Origin of the sequence: Mycolicibacterium duvalii, from assembly GCF_010726645.1 — a bacterium.
In the GTDB taxonomy this organism is placed as follows: Bacteria; Actinomycetota; Actinomycetes; order Mycobacteriales; family Mycobacteriaceae; genus Mycobacterium; species Mycobacterium duvalii.
Genome location: NZ_AP022563.1, coordinates 1160588 through 1177814, shown reverse-complemented (window position 1 = coordinate 1177814; position 17227 = coordinate 1160588). Strand labels below are relative to the sequence as shown.

Sequence of the window (17227 nt, the reverse complement as noted above, 5' to 3'; positions counted from 1 at the left end):
GATAGGCGCTTACAGTACCGGCCCGAGGCCTGGTTCGCGCCCCGACTAACGCCACCCGTCGGCCGCGCGCGCCGCCTGCATCACCGCGTCGCAGAGCGACCGCAACTCGGCGGGGCCGGCTCCTTCCTCGATCGCAGTGGCCATGTCCTCGGCCGCGCATCGCACCTGATAGACGCGGTCGGACAGCAGAGCGGCCTCCTCGGCGCTGAGCACCACCGCGTCCGCCGGGACGGAGGTGCCCTTGACCAGCGCGCGCTGCTCGTAGGCGCGCTGCCGGCAGGACTGCCGGCAGTACTGCCGGCGCCGGCCCAGCCCGCTGTCGGCGACTTCGCGTCCGCACCAACGGCAGTTCTGCCGTCGGGCGCGAGTGCTGGTCGGGGCGGCCGGAGGCGTCACAGCCAGACTCTAAACCGAAGCCCGCAGCAATCCCGGTATCATGGAGGGTCGAGTCGGGCCATGTCGGGAACTCTCGACGACGCGGCTTCGTTGGACATCGCGGCAGGCCGGAAAATCTGTGCGGAGGAGTTGACGATGGCTGATCGGGTATTGAGGGGCAGCCGGCTCGGAGCGGTGAGCTACGAGACGGATCGCAACCATGACTTGGCGCCCCGTCAGGTCGCGCGCTACCGCACCGACAACGGCGAGGAGTTCGACGTCCCGTTCGCCGACGATGCCGAGATCCCCGGCACCTGGCTGTGCCGCAACGGCATGGAGGGCACCCTGATCGAGGGGGACGTGCCGGAACCCAAGAAGGTGAAGCCGCCGCGCACCCACTGGGACATGCTGTTGGAGCGCCGCTCGATCGAGGAGCTCGACGAACTGCTCAAAGAGCGTCTCGAGATCATCAAGACCCGCCGCCGCGGAAGCTGACCCGGTTCAGCGTGCGGTGCCGCGCGCCCGGTCGATGCGGGCGCGCATCCCCCACTGGGCGACCTTGAGGATCGCCTCGCGGATGGTGGAGCCGTCCATCTTCGACTCTCCGTGCTCGCGTTCGGTGAACGTGATCGGGACCTCGACGACAGTGAAGCCCGCATTGATCGAACGCCACGTCAGGTCGACCTGGAAGCCGTAGCCTTTCGAGTCCACCGCGGACAGGTCGATCTTCTCCAGCACCTCGCGCCGGTAGGCGCGATAGCCGGCGGTGATGTCGTGCACGTCGACGCCCAGCAGGATGCGTGAGTAGCCGTTGGCCGTGCGGGACAGGATCAGCCGGCGGCGGGGCCAGTTACGGACTTCCCCACCCGGCACGTAGCGCGAACCGATGACCACGTCGGCGCCTTTGTCGATCTCGTCGAGCAGGCGGTGCAGCTGCTCGGGGGCGTGGCTGCCGTCGGCGTCCATCTCCACCAGCACCGTGTACTGGCGATTCAGCCCCCACGCGAAGCCGGCGAGGTAGGCCGCGCCGAGGCCGTCCTTGGACGTGCGGTGCATCACGTGGACGCGGTCGGGGTCGGCCAGCGCGAGCTCGTCGGCCAGCTGCCCGGTGCCGTCGGGGCTGCCGTCGTCGACGACCAGGACGTGTACCTCAGGTGCCGCGGCGTGCACCCGCGAAACGATCGTCACGAGGTTGTCGCGCTCGTTGTAGGTCGGAATGATGACCAAGGTGCGGTCGCTGGGCCGCCCTGCGGGAGTGCGGTCGCCGTTCAAGCCACCGGGGGTGCTCATGCGGCTCCTTCACTGTCTTCGCGGGCGTGGGGCGTTGCTCGCCGGCCGCGCAGTCTTGCCGGCACGACTGATCCATTGTGCAGTATTGCGCCGATCACACCTGCGGCCCCGAGGGCGATCAGTGCAGCTTCGACGTACGGCCCGAAACGCGTCGCCGGGGTCAAGCCGGTCTTGAGGCGGATCTGCTGGTCGAGGTAGGCGGGTTCGAAGAAGCTCGTGCGGGCCCGCTCGTGGCCGTCGGGCGCGATCACCGCGCTGATCCCGGTGGTGCCCGCGACGACGGTGTACCGGTCGTGTTCGACCGCGCGCAGTTTGGCGAACGTCAGCTGCTGTTCGCTCATCGTCTCGTCGAACGTCGCGTTGTTGGTCGGCACGGTCAGCATCTGGGCTCCACTGCGCACCGATTCGCGGGCTGCCCGGTCGAAGATCACTTCCCAGCAGGTGGTCACGCCGACCGGGACGCCGGCGGCGCGCACCACGCCGTCACCGTCACCGGGGATGAAGTACCCCGCCCGGTCGGCGTACGGCGAGAGCATGCTGAAGAAGCTGCGCCAGGGCAGGTACTCACCGAACGGTTGCACGATCTGCTTGTCGTGGCGGTCGGCAGGACCGGTCCCCGGGTTCCACACGATCACCGAGTTCGTCGAGACCGGGTTGGTCGCGCTGTAGCCCGGCGCGGCGACCACCCCGCCGACCAGAATGGGCGCGTCGATGGCGGCGGCAGCAGTCGAGATCTGTTCGGCGGCGTCGGCATTGGCCAGCGGATCGATGTCCGAAGAGTTCTCCGGCCAGATCACCAGCATGGGTTGCGGTGCGCGCCCGGCCGCAACGTCGTCGGCCAGTCGTAACGTCTCGCGGACGTGGTTGTCCAGCACAGCGCGGCGCTGTGCGTTGAAGTCCAGCCCCAGTCGGGGCACATTGCCCTGTATCGCGGCAACGGTGATGGGGGCGTCGTCGCCGGCGCCGGCACCGGACTTGCGCACCTGCGGCCAGACCAGCGCCGTGGTCAGCAGCACCAGCGCGATGCACACCCCGGGCAGCACGACCGCCGGGGGCGCGGCCGCTCGAACGGCGGCGTCCCTGCGCCACCAGCCGGTGACCTCCATCGCCATGGCGGCCAGCGCGAAGCCGATCAGCGCCGTGGCGAACGACACCAGCGGTGCACCGCCGAGATACGCCAGCGGAAGCAGCGGACCGTCGGTCTGGGAGAACCCGACGACGCCCCACGGGAAGCCGCCGAACGGCACCGTCGACTTGAGCCACTCCTGCGCCGACCACAGCCCGGCGAACCACAGCGGCCAGCCCGGGACTCGTCGCACCAGCACCGCGACCAGACCGAACAGGGCGGGGAAGACGGCCTCGGCAAGGCTGAGCGCCAGCCACGGCACTGCGCCGACCAGGCCGCTGATCCACGGCAGCAGCGGCAGGTAGAAGGCCAGCCCGAACAGCAACCCATATCCGAGGCCCCCGGCGGCGGTGGTGTCCGGCCGGGTCAACACCCAGTTCAGCGCAGCGAACGCGAAGATCGCCATGAACCACCAGCCGACCGGCGGGAAGCCGGCGTAGAGCGCCAGCCCGGCGGCGATGCTGACGGTCAGGCGCCCAGATCGGCGCGCGACCGCCTGAGCGGTCCGCTGACCGAGGCGCTCAGCCATGGATCGTCACGCCTCGGTGCACGGTACGGCGGCAATGCGGCAGGCGATCGTGCAGCGCGGGCAGCTCCGGGACACGGGAGCGCGGGTCGGTCGACCAGCGCGCCACGGCGTCGGTCGGCGCGGTGACGTCGAATTCCTCGGCATCCCACACCGCGTAGCTGGCGGGTGCGCCGGGCACCAGGGTTCCGCTGAGGCCGTCGCGGATGCCCGCGGCGCGCCACGCTCCCCGGGTGGCGGCGGCGAACGCCGCGCGAGCCGAGATCGCGCTGCCCGGCGTGTGATGGCTGGTCGCCGCCCGCACCGCCGACCACGGGTTCATGTCGGTCACCGGCGAATCCGATCCCAGCGCCAGCGGCACCCCGTGAGAGGCCAGCAGCGCGAACGGGTTCAGCCCGCGGGCGCGCACCGCGCCGAGACGCTGCGCATACATGCCGTCCGTGCCGCCCCAGAGCGCGTCGAAGTTCGGCTGCACGCTGGCGATCACACCCCAGCTGCCCAGAAGCGCGACCTGCTCTTCGGTGATCATCTCGACGTGCTCGAGGCGGTGCCCGCAACGGGCGACGGCCACGCTGCCGAAACGCTCGACGACCCGTTGCAGCGCGGTCACGACCACCGACACGGCGGCGTCACCGATGACGTGGAACCCGGCGGTGATCTCGGCTTCGGTACAGGCGGCGAGGTGGGCGGTGACGGCGTCGACGTCGAGGTAGCTGTTGCCGGTCGTGGTGGGCTCGTCGGTGTAGGGCTCGTGCAGCCATGCGGTGCGCGAGCCCAGCGCGCCGTCGACGAACAGGTCGCCGGCCAGCCCACGCGCCCGAGTGGTCCGGATCAACTCGCGTGCCTCGTCGGCCGTTACGACCGCTTCGCCCCAGTAACCCAGCACCTCGACGCCGTGGTCGAGGTCGAGGAGTTCACCGAAGTCGTCGAGGCCGGAGACGTCGGGTCCGGCGCACTCCTGCACGGCGACGATCCCGGCCGCCGCCGCCGCATCCAGCGCGGCGCGGCGCGCGCGGTCGCGCTGGGCCGGGGTCAGCGCGGCGCGGGCCGCACGGCGCGCCAGGTGGTGCGCATCGGCGTTCAGCGGGGCCTGTCCGCAGCTCAGCCCGGCACGGCGGCGCAGCGCGGTCGAGGCGACCGCCGAATGCACGTCGATCCGGGTGAGATACGCGGAGCGGTCACCGACCACGGCGTCGATGTCGGCGGTGGTGGGCGCACACTGGTCCGGCCACCCCGTCTCGTCCCATCCGTGACCCCAGATGACGCCGTCGGGGTGAGCGGCGGCGAAGTCGGCGAGCAGGGTCAGGCACTCCTGCAGCGACCGCGCGGACCGCAGATCCAGCCCGGTCAGCGCCAGTCCTGTCGCGGTGGTGTGGAAGTGGCTGTCGACGAACGCCGGTGCGACGAAGCCGCCGTCGAGGTCGATGATCTCTGCGTCCGGGAACTGTGCGCGGCCCACCTCGTCACGGCCGAGCCAGGCGACGATCCCGTCCCGGATGGCGATGGCGGTCGCGTCGGGCATGGCCGGGCTGTGGATCCGCCCGTTGACCAGCAGAGCGGTGGAGCTCACTCCGGCCGGCGCGGAAGCTGCCGGGGCGCATCGACGGGCCGGTCGACGGTGTCGATGACCTCGCCGTCGATGTAGTCGCCTCGACCGGTCCGGCCCGCTGCGGCAGGGCCCATGGTGCTGCCCATGGTGCTCACCCCGACGATCAGCGGGGCGCGGCGCGCGGCCAGCGCGGTGACCAGCGGTCGTGCCGCGGCACGGGTGGGCGGGAGCAGCAGCAGGCCCCCGAGGACGGAGCTGGCGAGACCAGGAATCACGACGAGCACCGTACCCAGTGCGACCAGCACGCTGTCGGTGACGGCCCCCTGCGCGTCGGCGACGGTGAGCCCGGAGCGCAACCGGCGGATGTGGCGGCGCACCTGCGAACCGGCCAGGGCGAGCCCGAGCAGGAAGGTGCCGGCCAGCAGCAGCACGGTCCATCCGAAGCCGATCGTCGACGCCAGCGCCACTACGACAGCCAGCTCGAGCACCACGTAGAGCAGGAACAGCCTCATCGCCATAGTGTGCCAACGCGCGGCCGGCGCTGTGGGTTCCTGGGTCAGTCGGGCGCGCGTACCTCGATCGCGGCGTGCACCTTGTCGATGCCGCCCCGCAGGATCGCCTGCGGAATGAAGTACCAGGCGTGATTCCAGTACCGCCGGATGATCATGGTGAACACTCGCCGCGTCTCGGACTTCGGCAGCATGCGGGCGACGGCTTCGACGGGTTCGCCCTTGACCTTGCCGAGCACGCCGCACTTCTGGATCGTGACCCGCGGCGTGTTGTTGATCCGCTTGGTCTTCCACGACCCGTCATCGGTGATGATCAGCAGCTTGTCACCATCGGGAACGCCCCACACCGGAGTCGGCTTGGGTTTGCCGTCCTTGGTGAAGGTGGTCAGCAGCAGATACTTCTCGCGGTAGACGTCCTGAAACGTCGGGGCGGCCATGGCAGACCTAATTGACCGGTTTGATCTCGATCGAAACGTTCTTCTCCATCCCGCCGCGCAGCTTCGAGAAGAAGTTGAAGGTCTTGCCGAGCAGCCCGTAGCGCTTGCCCAGCGCGTCGTAGGTGGCCCCGTTGGCCGACTTGTCCAGAATCCGCGCTGTGGCCTCGACCGCATCGCCCTTGGGTTTACCGGCCCGGTCGCACGGCGCGATGGTCACCCGGGAGGTGTTGCGCAGCCGCTTGACCTTCCAGGATTGCTCCTGGGTGATGGCGATCAGCCCGTCGTCGGCCGGCGCGGCCCAGATCGCCGTCGGCTTCGGCCGGCCGTCCTTGGTGAACGTGGTCAGCAGGATGTACTCCGACTTGGCGACGTCGGCAAAAGTGGCGGTCATATCGCCAATCTAACGTCCGGCCGGGCCGGCGGCCGCGCGGCGGCGGCCCTTGCAGCAAGCCCACTGGTTGCGTAACCCCACGGCGATTTTCGGGTCCAGATTCCGCCACTGCGTTACGTAACCGCCCCCAAGGGGTGCGCGCGAAGCCAAGGCGACGTCAGCCTTCGAGGTCGCCTTCGGTCTCCAACAGCACCTGCTTGAGACCGTCCAGGGTGGCGGGCTCGGGAGCAGCCCACATTCCGCGGCCGGCGGCTTCGAGCAGACGTTCGGCCATGCCGTGCAACGCCCACGGGTTGGACTCGGCCATGAACTTGCGGTTCTCGTCATCGAGGACGTAGCTCGAGGACAGCTGCTCGTACATCCAGTCGGCCATCACGCCCGCGGTGGCGTCGTAGCCGAACAGGTAATCGACGGTGGCCGCCATCTCGAATGCCCCCTTGTATCCATGGCGGCGCATCGCGTTGATCCAGCGCGGGTTGACCACGCGGGCCCGGAACACCCGGGTGGTCTCCTCCGACAGCGTGCGGGTGCGCACGGCGTCCGGGCGCGTGTTGTCGCCGATGTAGGCAGCCGGGTCTTTGCCGGTCAACGCCCGCACGGTGGCCACCATGCCGCCGTGGTACTGGAAGTAGTCGTCGGAGTCGGCGATGTCGTGCTCGCGGGTGTCGGTGTTCTTGGCCGCCACGGCGATTCGGCGGTAGGCGCGGTTCATGTCGTCGGTGGCCGGTGCGCCGTCGAGGCCGCGGCCGTAGGCGAAGCCGCCCCAGGCGGTGTACACCGCGGCCAGGTCGGCGTCGTCGCGCCAGTTGCGGCTGTCGATCAACTGCAACAGCCCGGCGCCGTAGGTACCCGGCTTCGATCCGAAGATCCTTGTGGTGGCTCGCCTCTGGTCGCCGTGTTCGGCGACGTCGGCCAGGGTGTGCGCACGCACGTAGTTGTCCGCGGCCGCTTCGTCGAGGTCCGCCACGAGTTGCACGGCGTCATCGAGCAGCGCGACGACATGCGGGAACGCATCCCGGAAGAACCCGGAGATGCGCACCGTGACGTCGATGCGTGGGCGACCGAGCTCGGCCAACGGGATCGGTTCGAGATTCACCACCCGCCGCGACGCGTCGTCCCAGATCGGCCGAACCCCCAGCAGCGCAAAGACTTCGGCGATGTCGTCACCGGCAGTGCGCATCGCCGAGGTGCCCCACACCGACAGACCGACCGACTCCGGCCACCGCCCGTAATCGCTGCGGTAGCGCTCCAGCAGCGAATCCGCCATCGCCACACCCGTTTCCCAGGCTAGGCGCGACGGCACCGCCTTGGGGTCGACGGAGTAGAAGTTGCGCCCGGTGGGCAGCACGTTGACCAGCCCGCGCAGCGGGGAGCCGGACGGGCCGGCCGCGATGAAACGGCCGTCGAGCGCGCGCAGGATCTGGTCGATCTCGCCGGCGGTGCCGGCCAGCCGCGGAACCACCTCGGTGGCGGCGAAACGCAGGATCGCCGCCACGTCGGTGTCGTCGGTCAACGAGTCCACGACGGCGGGGTCCCAACCGCTGTCCTGCAGTGCCACCACGAGGTCCCGCGCCCGCGCCTCGGCCGCGTCGACGGCGACGCGTTCGTCGCTGCCGTCCTCGGCCAGACCCAGCGCCTGACGCAGCCCCGGCACGGTCTGCTCACCACCGAAGAGCTGGCGGGCCCGCAGGATCGCCAGCACCAGGTCGACTTCGTCCTCGCCGTGCGGGGCCTGGCCCAACACGTGCAGCCCGTCGCGGATCTGGACGTCCTTGATCTCGCACAGCCACCCGTCGACGTGCAGCAGCATGTCGTCGAAGGAGTCCTCGTCCGGACGATCCTCGAGCCCGAGGTCGTGGTCCATCTTCGCCGCGCGCATCAGGGTCCAGATCTGCTGGCGGATGGCCGGCAGCTTGCCCGGATCCAGCGCGGACACCGTGGCGTGTTCGTCGAGCAGCTGTTCCAGCCGGGCGATGTCACCGTAGGTCTCGGCTCTGGCCATCGGCGGGATCAGGTGGTCGACCAGGGTGGCGTGCGCGCGTCGCTTGGCCTGCGACCCCTCCCCCGGGTCGTTGACCAAAAACGGGTAGATCAAGGGCAGATCGCCCAGCGCGGCATCGGTTCCGCACGAGGCCGACATGCCCAGCGTCTTGCCCGGCAGCCATTCCAGGTTGCCGTGTTTACCGAGATGGACGACGACGTCGGCCTTGAAGGAGCTGTCCCCGAATTCACCTGCGAGCCAGCGGTACGCCGCCAGATAGTGGTGGCTGGGCGGCAGGTCGGGATCGTGGTAGATGGCCACCGGGTTCTCACCGAACCCACGCGGCGGCTGCACCATGATCACGATGTTGCCCGAAACCATTGCTGCGATGACGATCTCGCCGTCCGGGTCCCGGCTGCGGTCGACGAACAGTTCGCCCGGCGGCGGGCCCCAGTGCTCGACCACCGCGTCGGCCAGATCCGCCGGCAGGGTGGCGAACCAGCCCCGATAGTCGTTGGCCGACACGCGGATCGGGTTGGTCGCCAATTGGCCGTCGGTGAGCCAGTCCGGATCCTGACCGCCCCGTTCGATCAGGGTGTGCATCAGCGCGTCACCATCTTCGGCCGCCAGCCCGGGCACCTCCCCGATGTCGTAGCCGGCCTCGCGCATCGCCTGCAGCAGGCGGATCGCACTGGCGGGCGTGTCCAGACCCACCGCATTGCCGATCCGCGCGTGCTTGGTGGGGTAGGCCGAGAACACCAGGGCCACCCGCTTGTCGGCGGGGGTGATCGAACGCAACCGGGCATGGCCGACGGCCAGTCCGGCCACCCGGGCACACCGCTCGGGGTCGGCGACGTAGGAGATCAGGCCCTCGTCGTCGATCTCCTTGAACGAGAACGGCACCGTGATGATGCGGCCGTCGAACTCGGGCACCGCCACCTGCGTGGCGACGTCCAGCGGCGACATGCCGTCGTCATTGGCTTCCCACTGCGCCCGTGAGCTCGTCAGGCACAAGCCTTGCAGGATCGGCACGTCCAGCTCGGCCAGATGCGCGACGTTCCACGTGTCGTCGGCTCCCCCGGCGCCGACCGCCGCCGGGGTGGCACCCCCCGCCGCCAGCACCGTGGTGATCAGTGCGTCGGCGGTGCCGAGCAGGGCCAGCAGCTCCGCGTCAGCGGTACGCAGGGATGCGCAGAACACCGGCAGCGGCGTTCCCCCGGCGTCGGTGATCGCGTCACACAGGGCCTCGACGTAGGCGGTGTTGCCGGCCAGATGCTGTGCGCGGTAATACAACACGGCGACGGTCGGACCGGCAGAGCTCGGGCGGGGCCGCTCCAGCAGGCCCCACGTCGGCGTGGTGACCGGCTCGGCGAAGCCGAACCCGGTCATCAGCAGGGTGTCCGACAGAAACGCGTGCAGGTTCGCCAGGTTCGGCACGCCGCCCTGGGCCAGGTAGATGTGGGCCTGCAGCGCGACGCCGGCGGGCGTGGTGGAGTGCCCCATAAGATCGGCGTCGGGCGCCTGCTCGCCGCTGACCACCACCGTCGGGATGCCGCTGGCGGCGACCGCGTCGATGCCGTGTTGCCAGGAGCGGTAACCGCCGAGGATGCGGATGACCGCGATATCGGATCCGGCCAGAAGTTCCTCGAGCTCGCCGTCGACCAGCCGGGACGGGTTGGCCCAGCGATACTGCGCGCCGCTGGCCCGGGCCGTGATCAGGTCGGTGTCCGACGTGGACAGCAGCAAGACGGTGGGCGCGCGGTCAGCGGCGGCGGGCTCGGTCACCCCACATTCGTACCGTACGAACGCGCCGGCCGAGGACGCCCGTCAGCGGGGCGGGTTCCAGCGGGCGTACCAGGTCTGTCCATAGGGCAGGCCGAGCACGGCGACGAGCGCGGCGATCACGGCGGCGATGACGACGATCGACAGCATGGCAGGTCCTTTCCGGTGTCCGCGACCTCGCGGGCGGTATGCCAGACGGTACCGCCGGTACTGGGTTTTGAGCCGCTCGTGTGCGGGACGGAACTGTCCGCTCAGCGAAGTGATGGCGGTCACATCCGAGTCCGACGGAGCAGCGCTTGTACCGTGGACGGGTGCCCAGATCACGGGACGACGACGCCTGCCCCGGCGCGCTGCAGACCCATACCGCAGCCGACGGTGAACTGGCCCGCATCCGGTTGCCGGGCGGGATGCTGCGGGCCGAGCAACTGGAGGCGATCGCGCTGGCCGCGATCGAGCACGGATCCTCGACGCTGGAGCTGACCTCGCGCGGCAACCTGCAGATCCGCGGCGTCGGCGACACCGCTGCGGTGGCCGATCGGCTCGCGGCCGCCGGACTGCTCCCGTCACCGACCCACGAGAGAGTCCGCAACATTGTCGCCTCGCCGCTGTCCGGGCGCGTCGGCGGAACCGTCGACATCCGTGGCGCCGTGACCGCACTGGACCGGGCGATCCGCGAGGATTCCCGGCTGGCCGAACTGCCTGGCCGGTTCATGTTCGGCATCGACGACGGCCGCGGTGACGTCTCGGGCCTGGCCGCCGATATCGGCAGCCACGCGGTCGACGGGACGACCGCAGCGGTCCTGCTGGCCGGCCGCGACACCGGTGTGCGCGTGGCGCACGGTGACGTGATCGCCATGTTGACCACGCTCGCCCACCGATTCCTCGATGTCCGGGAGAAGGCCTGGCGGGTCACCGAACTCGACGATCCCGGCACGCTGCTCGGTCAGCAGCCCACTGCTGCGCCGGGTAGGACGTGGCCGGGCCGGACCCGGCCGCCGGTCGGCTGGATCGCGCAGGAGGACGGCCGCGTCGCGCTGGGCGCTGCGGTGCCGCTGGGTGTCCTCGACGCCGAGGTGGCCCGGTTCCTGGCCGCGGTGGACGCCCCGATTGTCGTCACGCCGTGGCGGTCGGTGCTGCTGTTCGACCTGGACGAAAGCGTCGCCGACACCGCCTTGCGGGTGCTGGCTCCGATGGGCCTGGTCTTCGACGAGAACTCGCCGTGGCTGGACGTGTCGGCGTGCACGGGCCTGCCGGGTTGTGCACGGTCGAGAGCCGACGTGCGCGCCGACGCCGCGGCCGCGGTCCGCGCCGCGGCGGTCACCGGCACGACTCATCGGCACTTCGTCGGATGCGAGCGGGCATGCGGCAGTCCCGCGGGTGGGCAGGTCGTCGTCGCCACCGGAGACGGTTACCGCCCGCTGTCGGCCCACCCTTAGGGTGAGCAGGTGCTCGACTACATTCGCGACGCCGCTGAGATCTACCGGCAGTCGTTCGCGACGATCCGCGACGAAGCCGACCTGACGAGGTTTCCCGACGATGTGGCGCGCGTGGTCGTGCGGCTGATCCACACCTGTGGGCAGGTCGACCTCGCCGAGCATGTCGCCTACACCGGGGATGTGGTGGCGCGGGCACATGCGGCGCTGCGCGACGGCGCGCCGATCCTGTGTGACTCGTCCATGGTCGCCGCGGGGATCACCCGGTCCCGTTTGCCCGCCGACAACGAGGTGGTCTCGCTGGTCGGTGACCACCGTGCCCCCGAGCTGGCCGCCGAGCTGGGCACCACCCGGTCGGCGGCCGCGGTCGACCTGTGGGCCGACCGGATCCCCGGCGCGGTCTTCGCCGTCGGCAATGCGCCGACGGCACTGTTCCGGCTGCTCGAGCTCGTCGACGAAGGCGTCGGCGCCCCGGTGGCCGTGCTGGGCGGACCGGTCGGCTTCGTCGGCTCCGCGCAGTCCAAAGCCGAGCTCATCGCGCACCCCCGAGGTATGTCGTACCTGTTGGTGACCGGTCGCCGCGGGGGCAGTGCGATGGCCGCCGCGGCCGTGAATGCGATTGCGGCAGAGCAGGAATGAGCGAGCAACGCGGAACCCTGTGGGGGGTCGGGCTGGGGCCCGGTGACCCCGAGCTGGTGACGGTGAAGGCTGCCCGGGTGATCGGGGCGGCCGACGTGGTGGCCTATCACAGCGCTCGGCACGGCCGCAGCATCGCCCGCGGTATCGCCGAACCCTATCTGCGCGACGGCCAGATCGAGGAACATCTGGTCTACCCGGTGACCACCGAGGTCGCCGACCATCCGGGCGGCTACGCCGGCGCCATGGAGGACTTCTACCGCGAGGCCGCCGACCGCATCGCCGCGCACCTCGACGCCGGTCGCGATGTGGCGCTGCTCGCCGAGGGCGATCCGCTGTTCTACAGCTCCTACATGCACATGCACACCCGCCTGACGCAGCGTTTCGACGCCCACATCGTGCCCGGGGTGACGTCGGTCAGTGCCGCGTCGGCGGCGGTGGCCACGCCGCTGGTGCAGGGCGAACAGGTACTGACGATCCTGCCCGGAACGCTGCCCGCCGACGAACTCCAGCGTCGGCTGGCCGACACCGACGCCGCGGTGATCCTGAAGCTGGGCCGGTCCTATCCGCGGGTGCGCGAAGCGCTTTCGGCGTCCGGGCGGCTCGACGAGGCGTTCTATGTCGAAAGGGCCAGCACCGAGCGTCAGCGGGTGCTGCCGGCCGCCGACGTCGACGACGGCTCGGTGCCGTACTTCGCCCTGGCCATGCTGGCCGGCCGCCCCGCCGGACCGGCGGCAACCGGCTCGGTCGCGGTGGTCGGGCTCGGGCCGGGTGACGCGCAGTGGACCACGCCGGAGTGCCGCCGCGAACTGGCGGGGGCGACCGACCTCATCGGGTACGGCCCCTACCTGGACCGGGTCGTGGTCCGCGACGGCCAGCAGCGCCACCCCAGCGACAACACCGACGAGCCGGCCCGCGCGCGGCTGGCGTGTGAGCTCGCCCAGCAGGGCCGCAATGTCGCGGTCGTCTCCTCCGGCGACCCCGGCGTCTTCGCGATGGCCACCGCGGTGCTCGAAGAGGCCAAACAGTGGCCCGGGGTGGAAGTCCGGGTCATCCCGGCCATGACCGCCGCGCAGGCGGTCGCCAGCCGCGTCGGCGCGCCGCTGGGTCACGACTACGCAGTGATCTCGCTGTCCGACCGGCTCAAACCGTGGGACGTCATCGAGCGCCGTCTGCGCGCCGCGGCCGAAGCCGACCTGGTGCTGGCGATCTACAACCCCGCCTCTAAGACCCGCACCTGGCAGGTGGGTGCGATGCGCGACCTCCTGCTGACCCACCGCGATCCGAACACCCCGGTGGTCATCGGCCGTGACGTCGCCGGCCCCGCCGAGTCGGTGGCGGTGGTACGCCTGGCTGACCTCGACCCGGCGCAGGTGGATATGCGCTGCCTGCTCATCGTCGGCTCCTCACAGACGCAATGGCATCCGGCCGACTCCGACGGCGCGCCCGACCGGGTGTTCACGCCGCGCTACTACCCGACCGGTTGACAGCCGTCTCGCATCGTTGACAGTCGTCAGAACCCCAGGCTAGGGTCGCGCGGTGCGCTCTCCCACCGACCGGCGCCAGCCGCAGAAGAGCGACATCCGCCGAACCGCGATCCTGGAGTCACTGGATCACCATCTCCGTGAGTCGGGTTTCGACGCCCTCAATATCGCCGACGTGACTCGCCGGGCCGGCGTCACCCGGTCGGCGTTCTACTTCTACTTCGAGAACAAGGCCGCCGCGGTGGCAGCGCTACTGGAGCCGATGTACGACGACGGATTCATGGCGCGCGACCTGCTCAGCAGCACCGACCGGCCGCCCCGCGCCCGGATCCGCGGGATGCTCGACGCGCTGCTGGACACCGTCGACGAGCACCGCTACCTGCTCCAGGCGATGCTCGAGGCCCGGGCCACCAGCGCCGCCGTCCGCACTCTGTGGGACGACGCCCGGGAATCGTTCGTGCCGTCGGTCGCGGCGATGATCAACGGTGAACGCTCCGGTGGCCGCGCCCCCGCCGGCACCGCACCCGACGTGCTGGCCAGCCTGCTGCTGGAGTTCAACGACCGGCTGATGGAGCGTTACACCGTCGGCGGCCGACTCAGCCGTGACGACCTGCTGTCGGGCGCCGAGACGATCTGGTTACGCACCATCTACGCCGAAGACGGCGCCTGACGAAAGGCGATGCGAGTGACGATTCCCCGTAGTCCCGAAGATCTCACCGCCGCCTGGCTGGGATCGGTACTGGGCACCGAGGTCAGCGCGGTGGATGTGGTCGCCATCGGCACCGGCCAGACCGGCGCGACCTACCGGGTCACGGCCAGCTACCCCCCGGGCGACCGACCCTCCACTCCGCCAACGACTTTCGCGGTGAAACTGCCCGCACAGGACGACGCGGTGCGCGAGCGCGTGGCGCTGGGTTACGTATCCGAGGTGGACTTCTACACCGCGATCGCCAAGGATGTCGCCATTCCGGCGCCGAACTGCTTCCACAGCGAGATCTCCTCCGACGGCAAAGATTTCGTGCTCGTGCTGGCCGACATGGCTCCTGCCGTGCAGGGCGACCAGATCGCCGGGTGCACCGCGGCCGAGGCCGAGCTGGCCGTCGAGGCACTGGCGGGGCTGCACGGCCCGACGTGGAACGAGCGGCGCTACTTCGACCTGCCCTCGATCGTCATGCCCAAACCCGGCGACGAGGCCGCCGCCGGCGGCATGGGCGAAGTAGCCAAGATGGCCGCCGACATCACGCTGGACAAACTCGGCGCGTCGGTCAGCGACGAGGACCGCGATACGCTGCTGGCCGCCATGAGCCTGGTCACCCCGTGGCTGCTCGCGGTGCCCGACCGTTTCTCGCTGATGCACGGCGACTACCGGCTCGACAACCTGCTCTACGATCCCGACCGCACCCGCGTCACCGTCGTCGACTGGCAGACGCTGGGAATCGGGCTGCCGAGCCGGGATCTGGCGTATTTCACCGGGACCAGCCTGCAGCCCGAGACGCGCGCAGCAGTCGAACGCGATCTGGTGGCGCGCTACCACGCGGCGCTGCTGGGCCACGGCGTCACCGGCTACGACCTCGAGACCTGTTGGCACGATTACCGACTCGGGGTGCTGCAGGCACCGCTGATCACCGCGCTGGGCACCGCGTTCGCGTCGTCCACCGAGCGTGGTGACGAGATGATGCTGACCATGCTGCACCGCGGCTGCCGGGCGATCCGCGAACTCGATTCGATCGAGCTGGTCAGATCGTATGAGGCTTCGTCACCGACCACTGCGTGACCGGCATCGCCGGCCGCCAGCCGGTGAACGACCCGACCGCTTCACCGCGGTAGTGCGCGAAACGCTGTAATTCACCGCCGTACCGGGAAAACGACTGCGCCAGAACCGCTTCGGACTCCACGGTGACCGCGTTGACGACCAGCCGCCCGCCGGGCCGCAGAGCCTGCCAGCACGCGTCGATCAGGCCGGGCTGGCTGACGCCGCCGCCGAGGAAGATCGCCGTGGGGGCCGGTGCGGAGCGGAACGCCTCCGGCGCGTCGAAGCTGGTCTCGACGCCTACCCCGTGGGCTGCCGCGTTCCGGGCGATCCGTTCGCGCCGGGCATCGTTGCGTTCGAAGGCGATCGCCCGGCAGCCGGGCCCGGTTCGGCACCACTCGATGGCCACACTGCCCGACCCCGAGCCCACGTCCCAGAGCAGTTCACCGGGCCGCGGCGCCAGCGCAGCCAGGGTCACGGCCCGCATCGCCTGCTTGGTGATCTGCCCGTCATGGGCGAATGCATCGTCGGGCAGCGCGCCGAACCGCCGTTCGTCGGGCAGGTAGCGCACCGCCATCACGTTGAGGTCGTCGACGTCGGCGGGCGGTCGGGACGCCCACTGCCGGGCGGTGTCGGTCCGCACCCGCTCGGCGGGCCCGCCGAGTTGTTCGAGCACGGTGAGCTCCGAGTCGCCGCGCCCGCTGGTGGTGAGCAACCGGGCCAGTGCGGCCGGGGTCGAGGCGTCGCGGGACAGCACGATCGCCTGACCGCCGCGGCGCACGGCGGTGTGCGCCGCGGCGGTGACCAGGCTGATGATCTCGGTGTCCGGCGCGGGCCACCCGAGCCGCGCGCAGGCCAGCGTCACCGACGACACATGCGGCAGCACCGTCACCCGGTCGGTGCCGTGCAGCCGGATCAACGATGTCGCGACCCCGTGCAGCAACGGGTCGCCGCTGGCCACCACATGCACGTCCCCGTCGGCCCCGTCGAGCAGACCGCTCAGCGCGGGCAGCATCGGTGACGGCCATATCCGCCGCTGCGCCGACACCGAGTCGTCGAGCAGGTCGATCTGCCGCGACGATCCGTGAACCACTGTGGCTCTGCGCAATTCGGCGCGGGCCGACTCGGCGAGCCCGGCCATTCCGTCGGCGCCGATACCGACCACCACGATCCGGTTCATCGCGGCATCCTCCGCCAGATCGGTTGGGGCAGCAGCTTCAACGCCGCGAACACCGGCTTGAGGATTCCCGGGACCCAGACCTGCGACCGGCCCCGGCGCAGTGCGCGAACGGTGGCGTCGGCGACCTCGGCCGGTGTCGAGGAGAACGGCGCCGGCGACATCCCCTCGGTCATCCGGCCCACCACGAAGCCCGGACGCACCACCAGCAACCGGACCCCGGATCCGTGCAGGGCGTCGGCGAGCCCGCTGCAGAAGCCGTCCAGCCCGGCCTTTGCCGACCCGTAGACGTAGTTCGCCCGCCGGACCCGCACCCCGGCCACCGAGGAGAACACCACCAGCGTTCCGCGTCCGGCGGCGCGCATCGTGTCGGCCAGCGTGGTGAGGAGACTGACCTGCGCGACGAAGTCGGTGTGCACGATCGCCGCGGCGTGGCCCGGATCCCGCTCGGCGCGCTCCTGGTCGCCGAGGATGCCGAAGGCCAGCACCGCGGTGCCGATCGCGCCGTGGCGGGCGAGGATGCCGTCGACGACGCCACGATGGGAGGCCAGATCGTCGGCGTCGAATTCGATGGTGTGCACGGCCGACGCACCCGCCTTCCGCATGGCCGAGACTTGGTCGTCGAGCTCATCGGCCCGGCGCGCGGCCAGGATCACCGTCGCGTCGCGGGTCACCCGCCGCCCCAGCTCGGTGCCGATCTCACTGCGCCCGCCGAAGATCACGACCGGGTCGTCCACCGTGTCATCCACGGCTGCGATTATCGCCTGCGCTAGCGTGGGGC

General features: G+C 70.5%; 16 protein-coding genes. 6 read left to right on the top strand and 10 right to left on the bottom strand.

Translation table 11 applies throughout. The features are described from left to right. Positions 1–45: 45 nt before the first annotated feature. Positions 46–396, bottom strand: a complete 351-nt coding sequence (locus G6N31_RS05365; RefSeq protein ID WP_098002591.1) for a hypothetical protein — start codon at positions 394–396, stop codon at positions 46–48. A gap of 135 nt (positions 397–531) precedes the next feature. Between G6N31_RS05365 and G6N31_RS05360 the strand changes: the two genes are divergently transcribed. Next, the gene (locus G6N31_RS05360; protein ID WP_098002685.1) at positions 532–870 is read left to right on the top strand and encodes an RNA polymerase-binding protein RbpA; all 339 of its coding nucleotides are present in this window, start codon (positions 532–534) and stop codon (positions 868–870) included. Positions 871–876: 6 nt separating this feature from the next. Here G6N31_RS05360 and G6N31_RS05355 read toward each other — a convergent pair whose 3' ends face one another. The 7 genes from G6N31_RS05355 to cobN all read right to left on the bottom strand — a co-directional run bounded on the left by G6N31_RS05355 (position 877) and on the right by cobN (position 9969). After that, positions 877–1665: a polyprenol monophosphomannose synthase gene (locus tag G6N31_RS05355; protein WP_098002590.1), complete on the bottom strand. Its 789-nt coding sequence runs from the start codon at positions 1663–1665 to the stop codon at positions 877–879. Further along, positions 1662–3320, bottom strand: a complete 1659-nt coding sequence (gene lnt / locus G6N31_RS05350) for an apolipoprotein N-acyltransferase (RefSeq protein WP_098002589.1) — start codon at positions 3318–3320, stop codon at positions 1662–1664. The genes G6N31_RS05355 and lnt overlap by 4 nt, the downstream gene beginning before the upstream one ends. Continuing rightward, complete coding sequence (locus tag G6N31_RS05345) at positions 3313–4839, bottom strand: amidohydrolase (RefSeq protein ID WP_098002684.1); 1527 nt, start codon at positions 4837–4839, stop codon at positions 3313–3315. Before G6N31_RS05345 ends, lnt begins: the two co-directional genes overlap by 8 nt. Before the next feature lie 44 nt (positions 4840–4883). Further along, positions 4884–5384, bottom strand: a complete 501-nt coding sequence (locus tag G6N31_RS05340) for an FxsA family protein (RefSeq protein WP_098002588.1) — start codon at positions 5382–5384, stop codon at positions 4884–4886. A 38-nt stretch (positions 5385–5422) separates the two neighbouring features. Beyond that, on the bottom strand, positions 5423–5812 hold the full coding sequence (locus tag G6N31_RS05335; RefSeq protein WP_098002587.1) for a PPOX class F420-dependent oxidoreductase: 390 nt from the start codon (positions 5810–5812) through the stop codon (positions 5423–5425). 7 nt (positions 5813–5819) lie between these two features. Next, positions 5820–6203 carry a PPOX class F420-dependent oxidoreductase gene (locus G6N31_RS05330; protein WP_098002586.1) on the bottom strand — a complete coding sequence of 128 codons (384 nt, stop codon included), beginning with the start codon at positions 6201–6203 and terminating at the stop codon, positions 5820–5822. A 157-nt stretch (positions 6204–6360) separates the two neighbouring features. Beyond that, the gene (cobN, locus tag G6N31_RS05325) at positions 6361–9969 is read right to left on the bottom strand and encodes a cobaltochelatase subunit CobN (protein ID WP_098002585.1); all 3609 of its coding nucleotides are present in this window, start codon (positions 9967–9969) and stop codon (positions 6361–6363) included. Between the two features lie 308 nt (positions 9970–10277). Here cobN and cobG point away from each other — a divergent pair, with 308 nt between their 5' ends. Genes cobG through G6N31_RS05300 form a run of 5 tightly spaced genes read left to right on the top strand, consistent with a single transcriptional unit; the run spans position 10278 to position 15293 of the window. Beyond that, positions 10278–11402, top strand: coding sequence for a precorrin-3B synthase (gene cobG / locus G6N31_RS05320; RefSeq protein WP_098002584.1), 1125 nt, complete (start codon positions 10278–10280; stop codon positions 11400–11402). Positions 11403–11411: 9 nt separating this feature from the next. Next, positions 11412–12038, top strand: coding sequence for a precorrin-8X methylmutase (locus G6N31_RS05315; protein WP_098002583.1), 627 nt, complete (start codon positions 11412–11414; stop codon positions 12036–12038). Then, entirely contained in the window at positions 12035–13522 is a 1488-nt protein-coding gene (locus G6N31_RS05310) for a precorrin-2 C(20)-methyltransferase (protein WP_098002582.1), read from the top strand. The genes G6N31_RS05315 and G6N31_RS05310 overlap by 4 nt, the downstream gene beginning before the upstream one ends. Positions 13523–13574: 52 nt before the next feature. Further along, positions 13575–14189 carry a TetR/AcrR family transcriptional regulator gene (locus tag G6N31_RS05305; RefSeq protein WP_098002581.1) on the top strand — a complete coding sequence of 205 codons (615 nt, stop codon included), beginning with the start codon at positions 13575–13577 and terminating at the stop codon, positions 14187–14189. A 15-nt stretch (positions 14190–14204) separates the two neighbouring features. Then, entirely contained in the window at positions 14205–15293 is a 1089-nt protein-coding gene (locus G6N31_RS05300) for a phosphotransferase family protein (protein WP_098002580.1), read from the top strand. Here the strand turns inward: G6N31_RS05300 and cbiE are convergent. Both cbiE and dprE2 read right to left on the bottom strand, forming a co-directional pair. After that, positions 15256–16449 carry a precorrin-6y C5,15-methyltransferase (decarboxylating) subunit CbiE gene (gene cbiE, locus G6N31_RS05295; protein WP_098002579.1) on the bottom strand — a complete coding sequence of 398 codons (1194 nt, stop codon included), beginning with the start codon at positions 16447–16449 and terminating at the stop codon, positions 15256–15258. The two genes, G6N31_RS05300 and cbiE, sit on opposite strands and share 38 nt — an antisense overlap. Then, complete coding sequence (gene dprE2, locus G6N31_RS05290; RefSeq protein WP_098002578.1) at positions 16446–17195, bottom strand: decaprenylphospho-beta-D-erythro-pentofuranosid-2-ulose 2-reductase; 750 nt, start codon at positions 17193–17195, stop codon at positions 16446–16448. Before dprE2 ends, cbiE begins: the two co-directional genes overlap by 4 nt. Between the last annotated feature and the right edge of the window lie 32 nt (positions 17196–17227).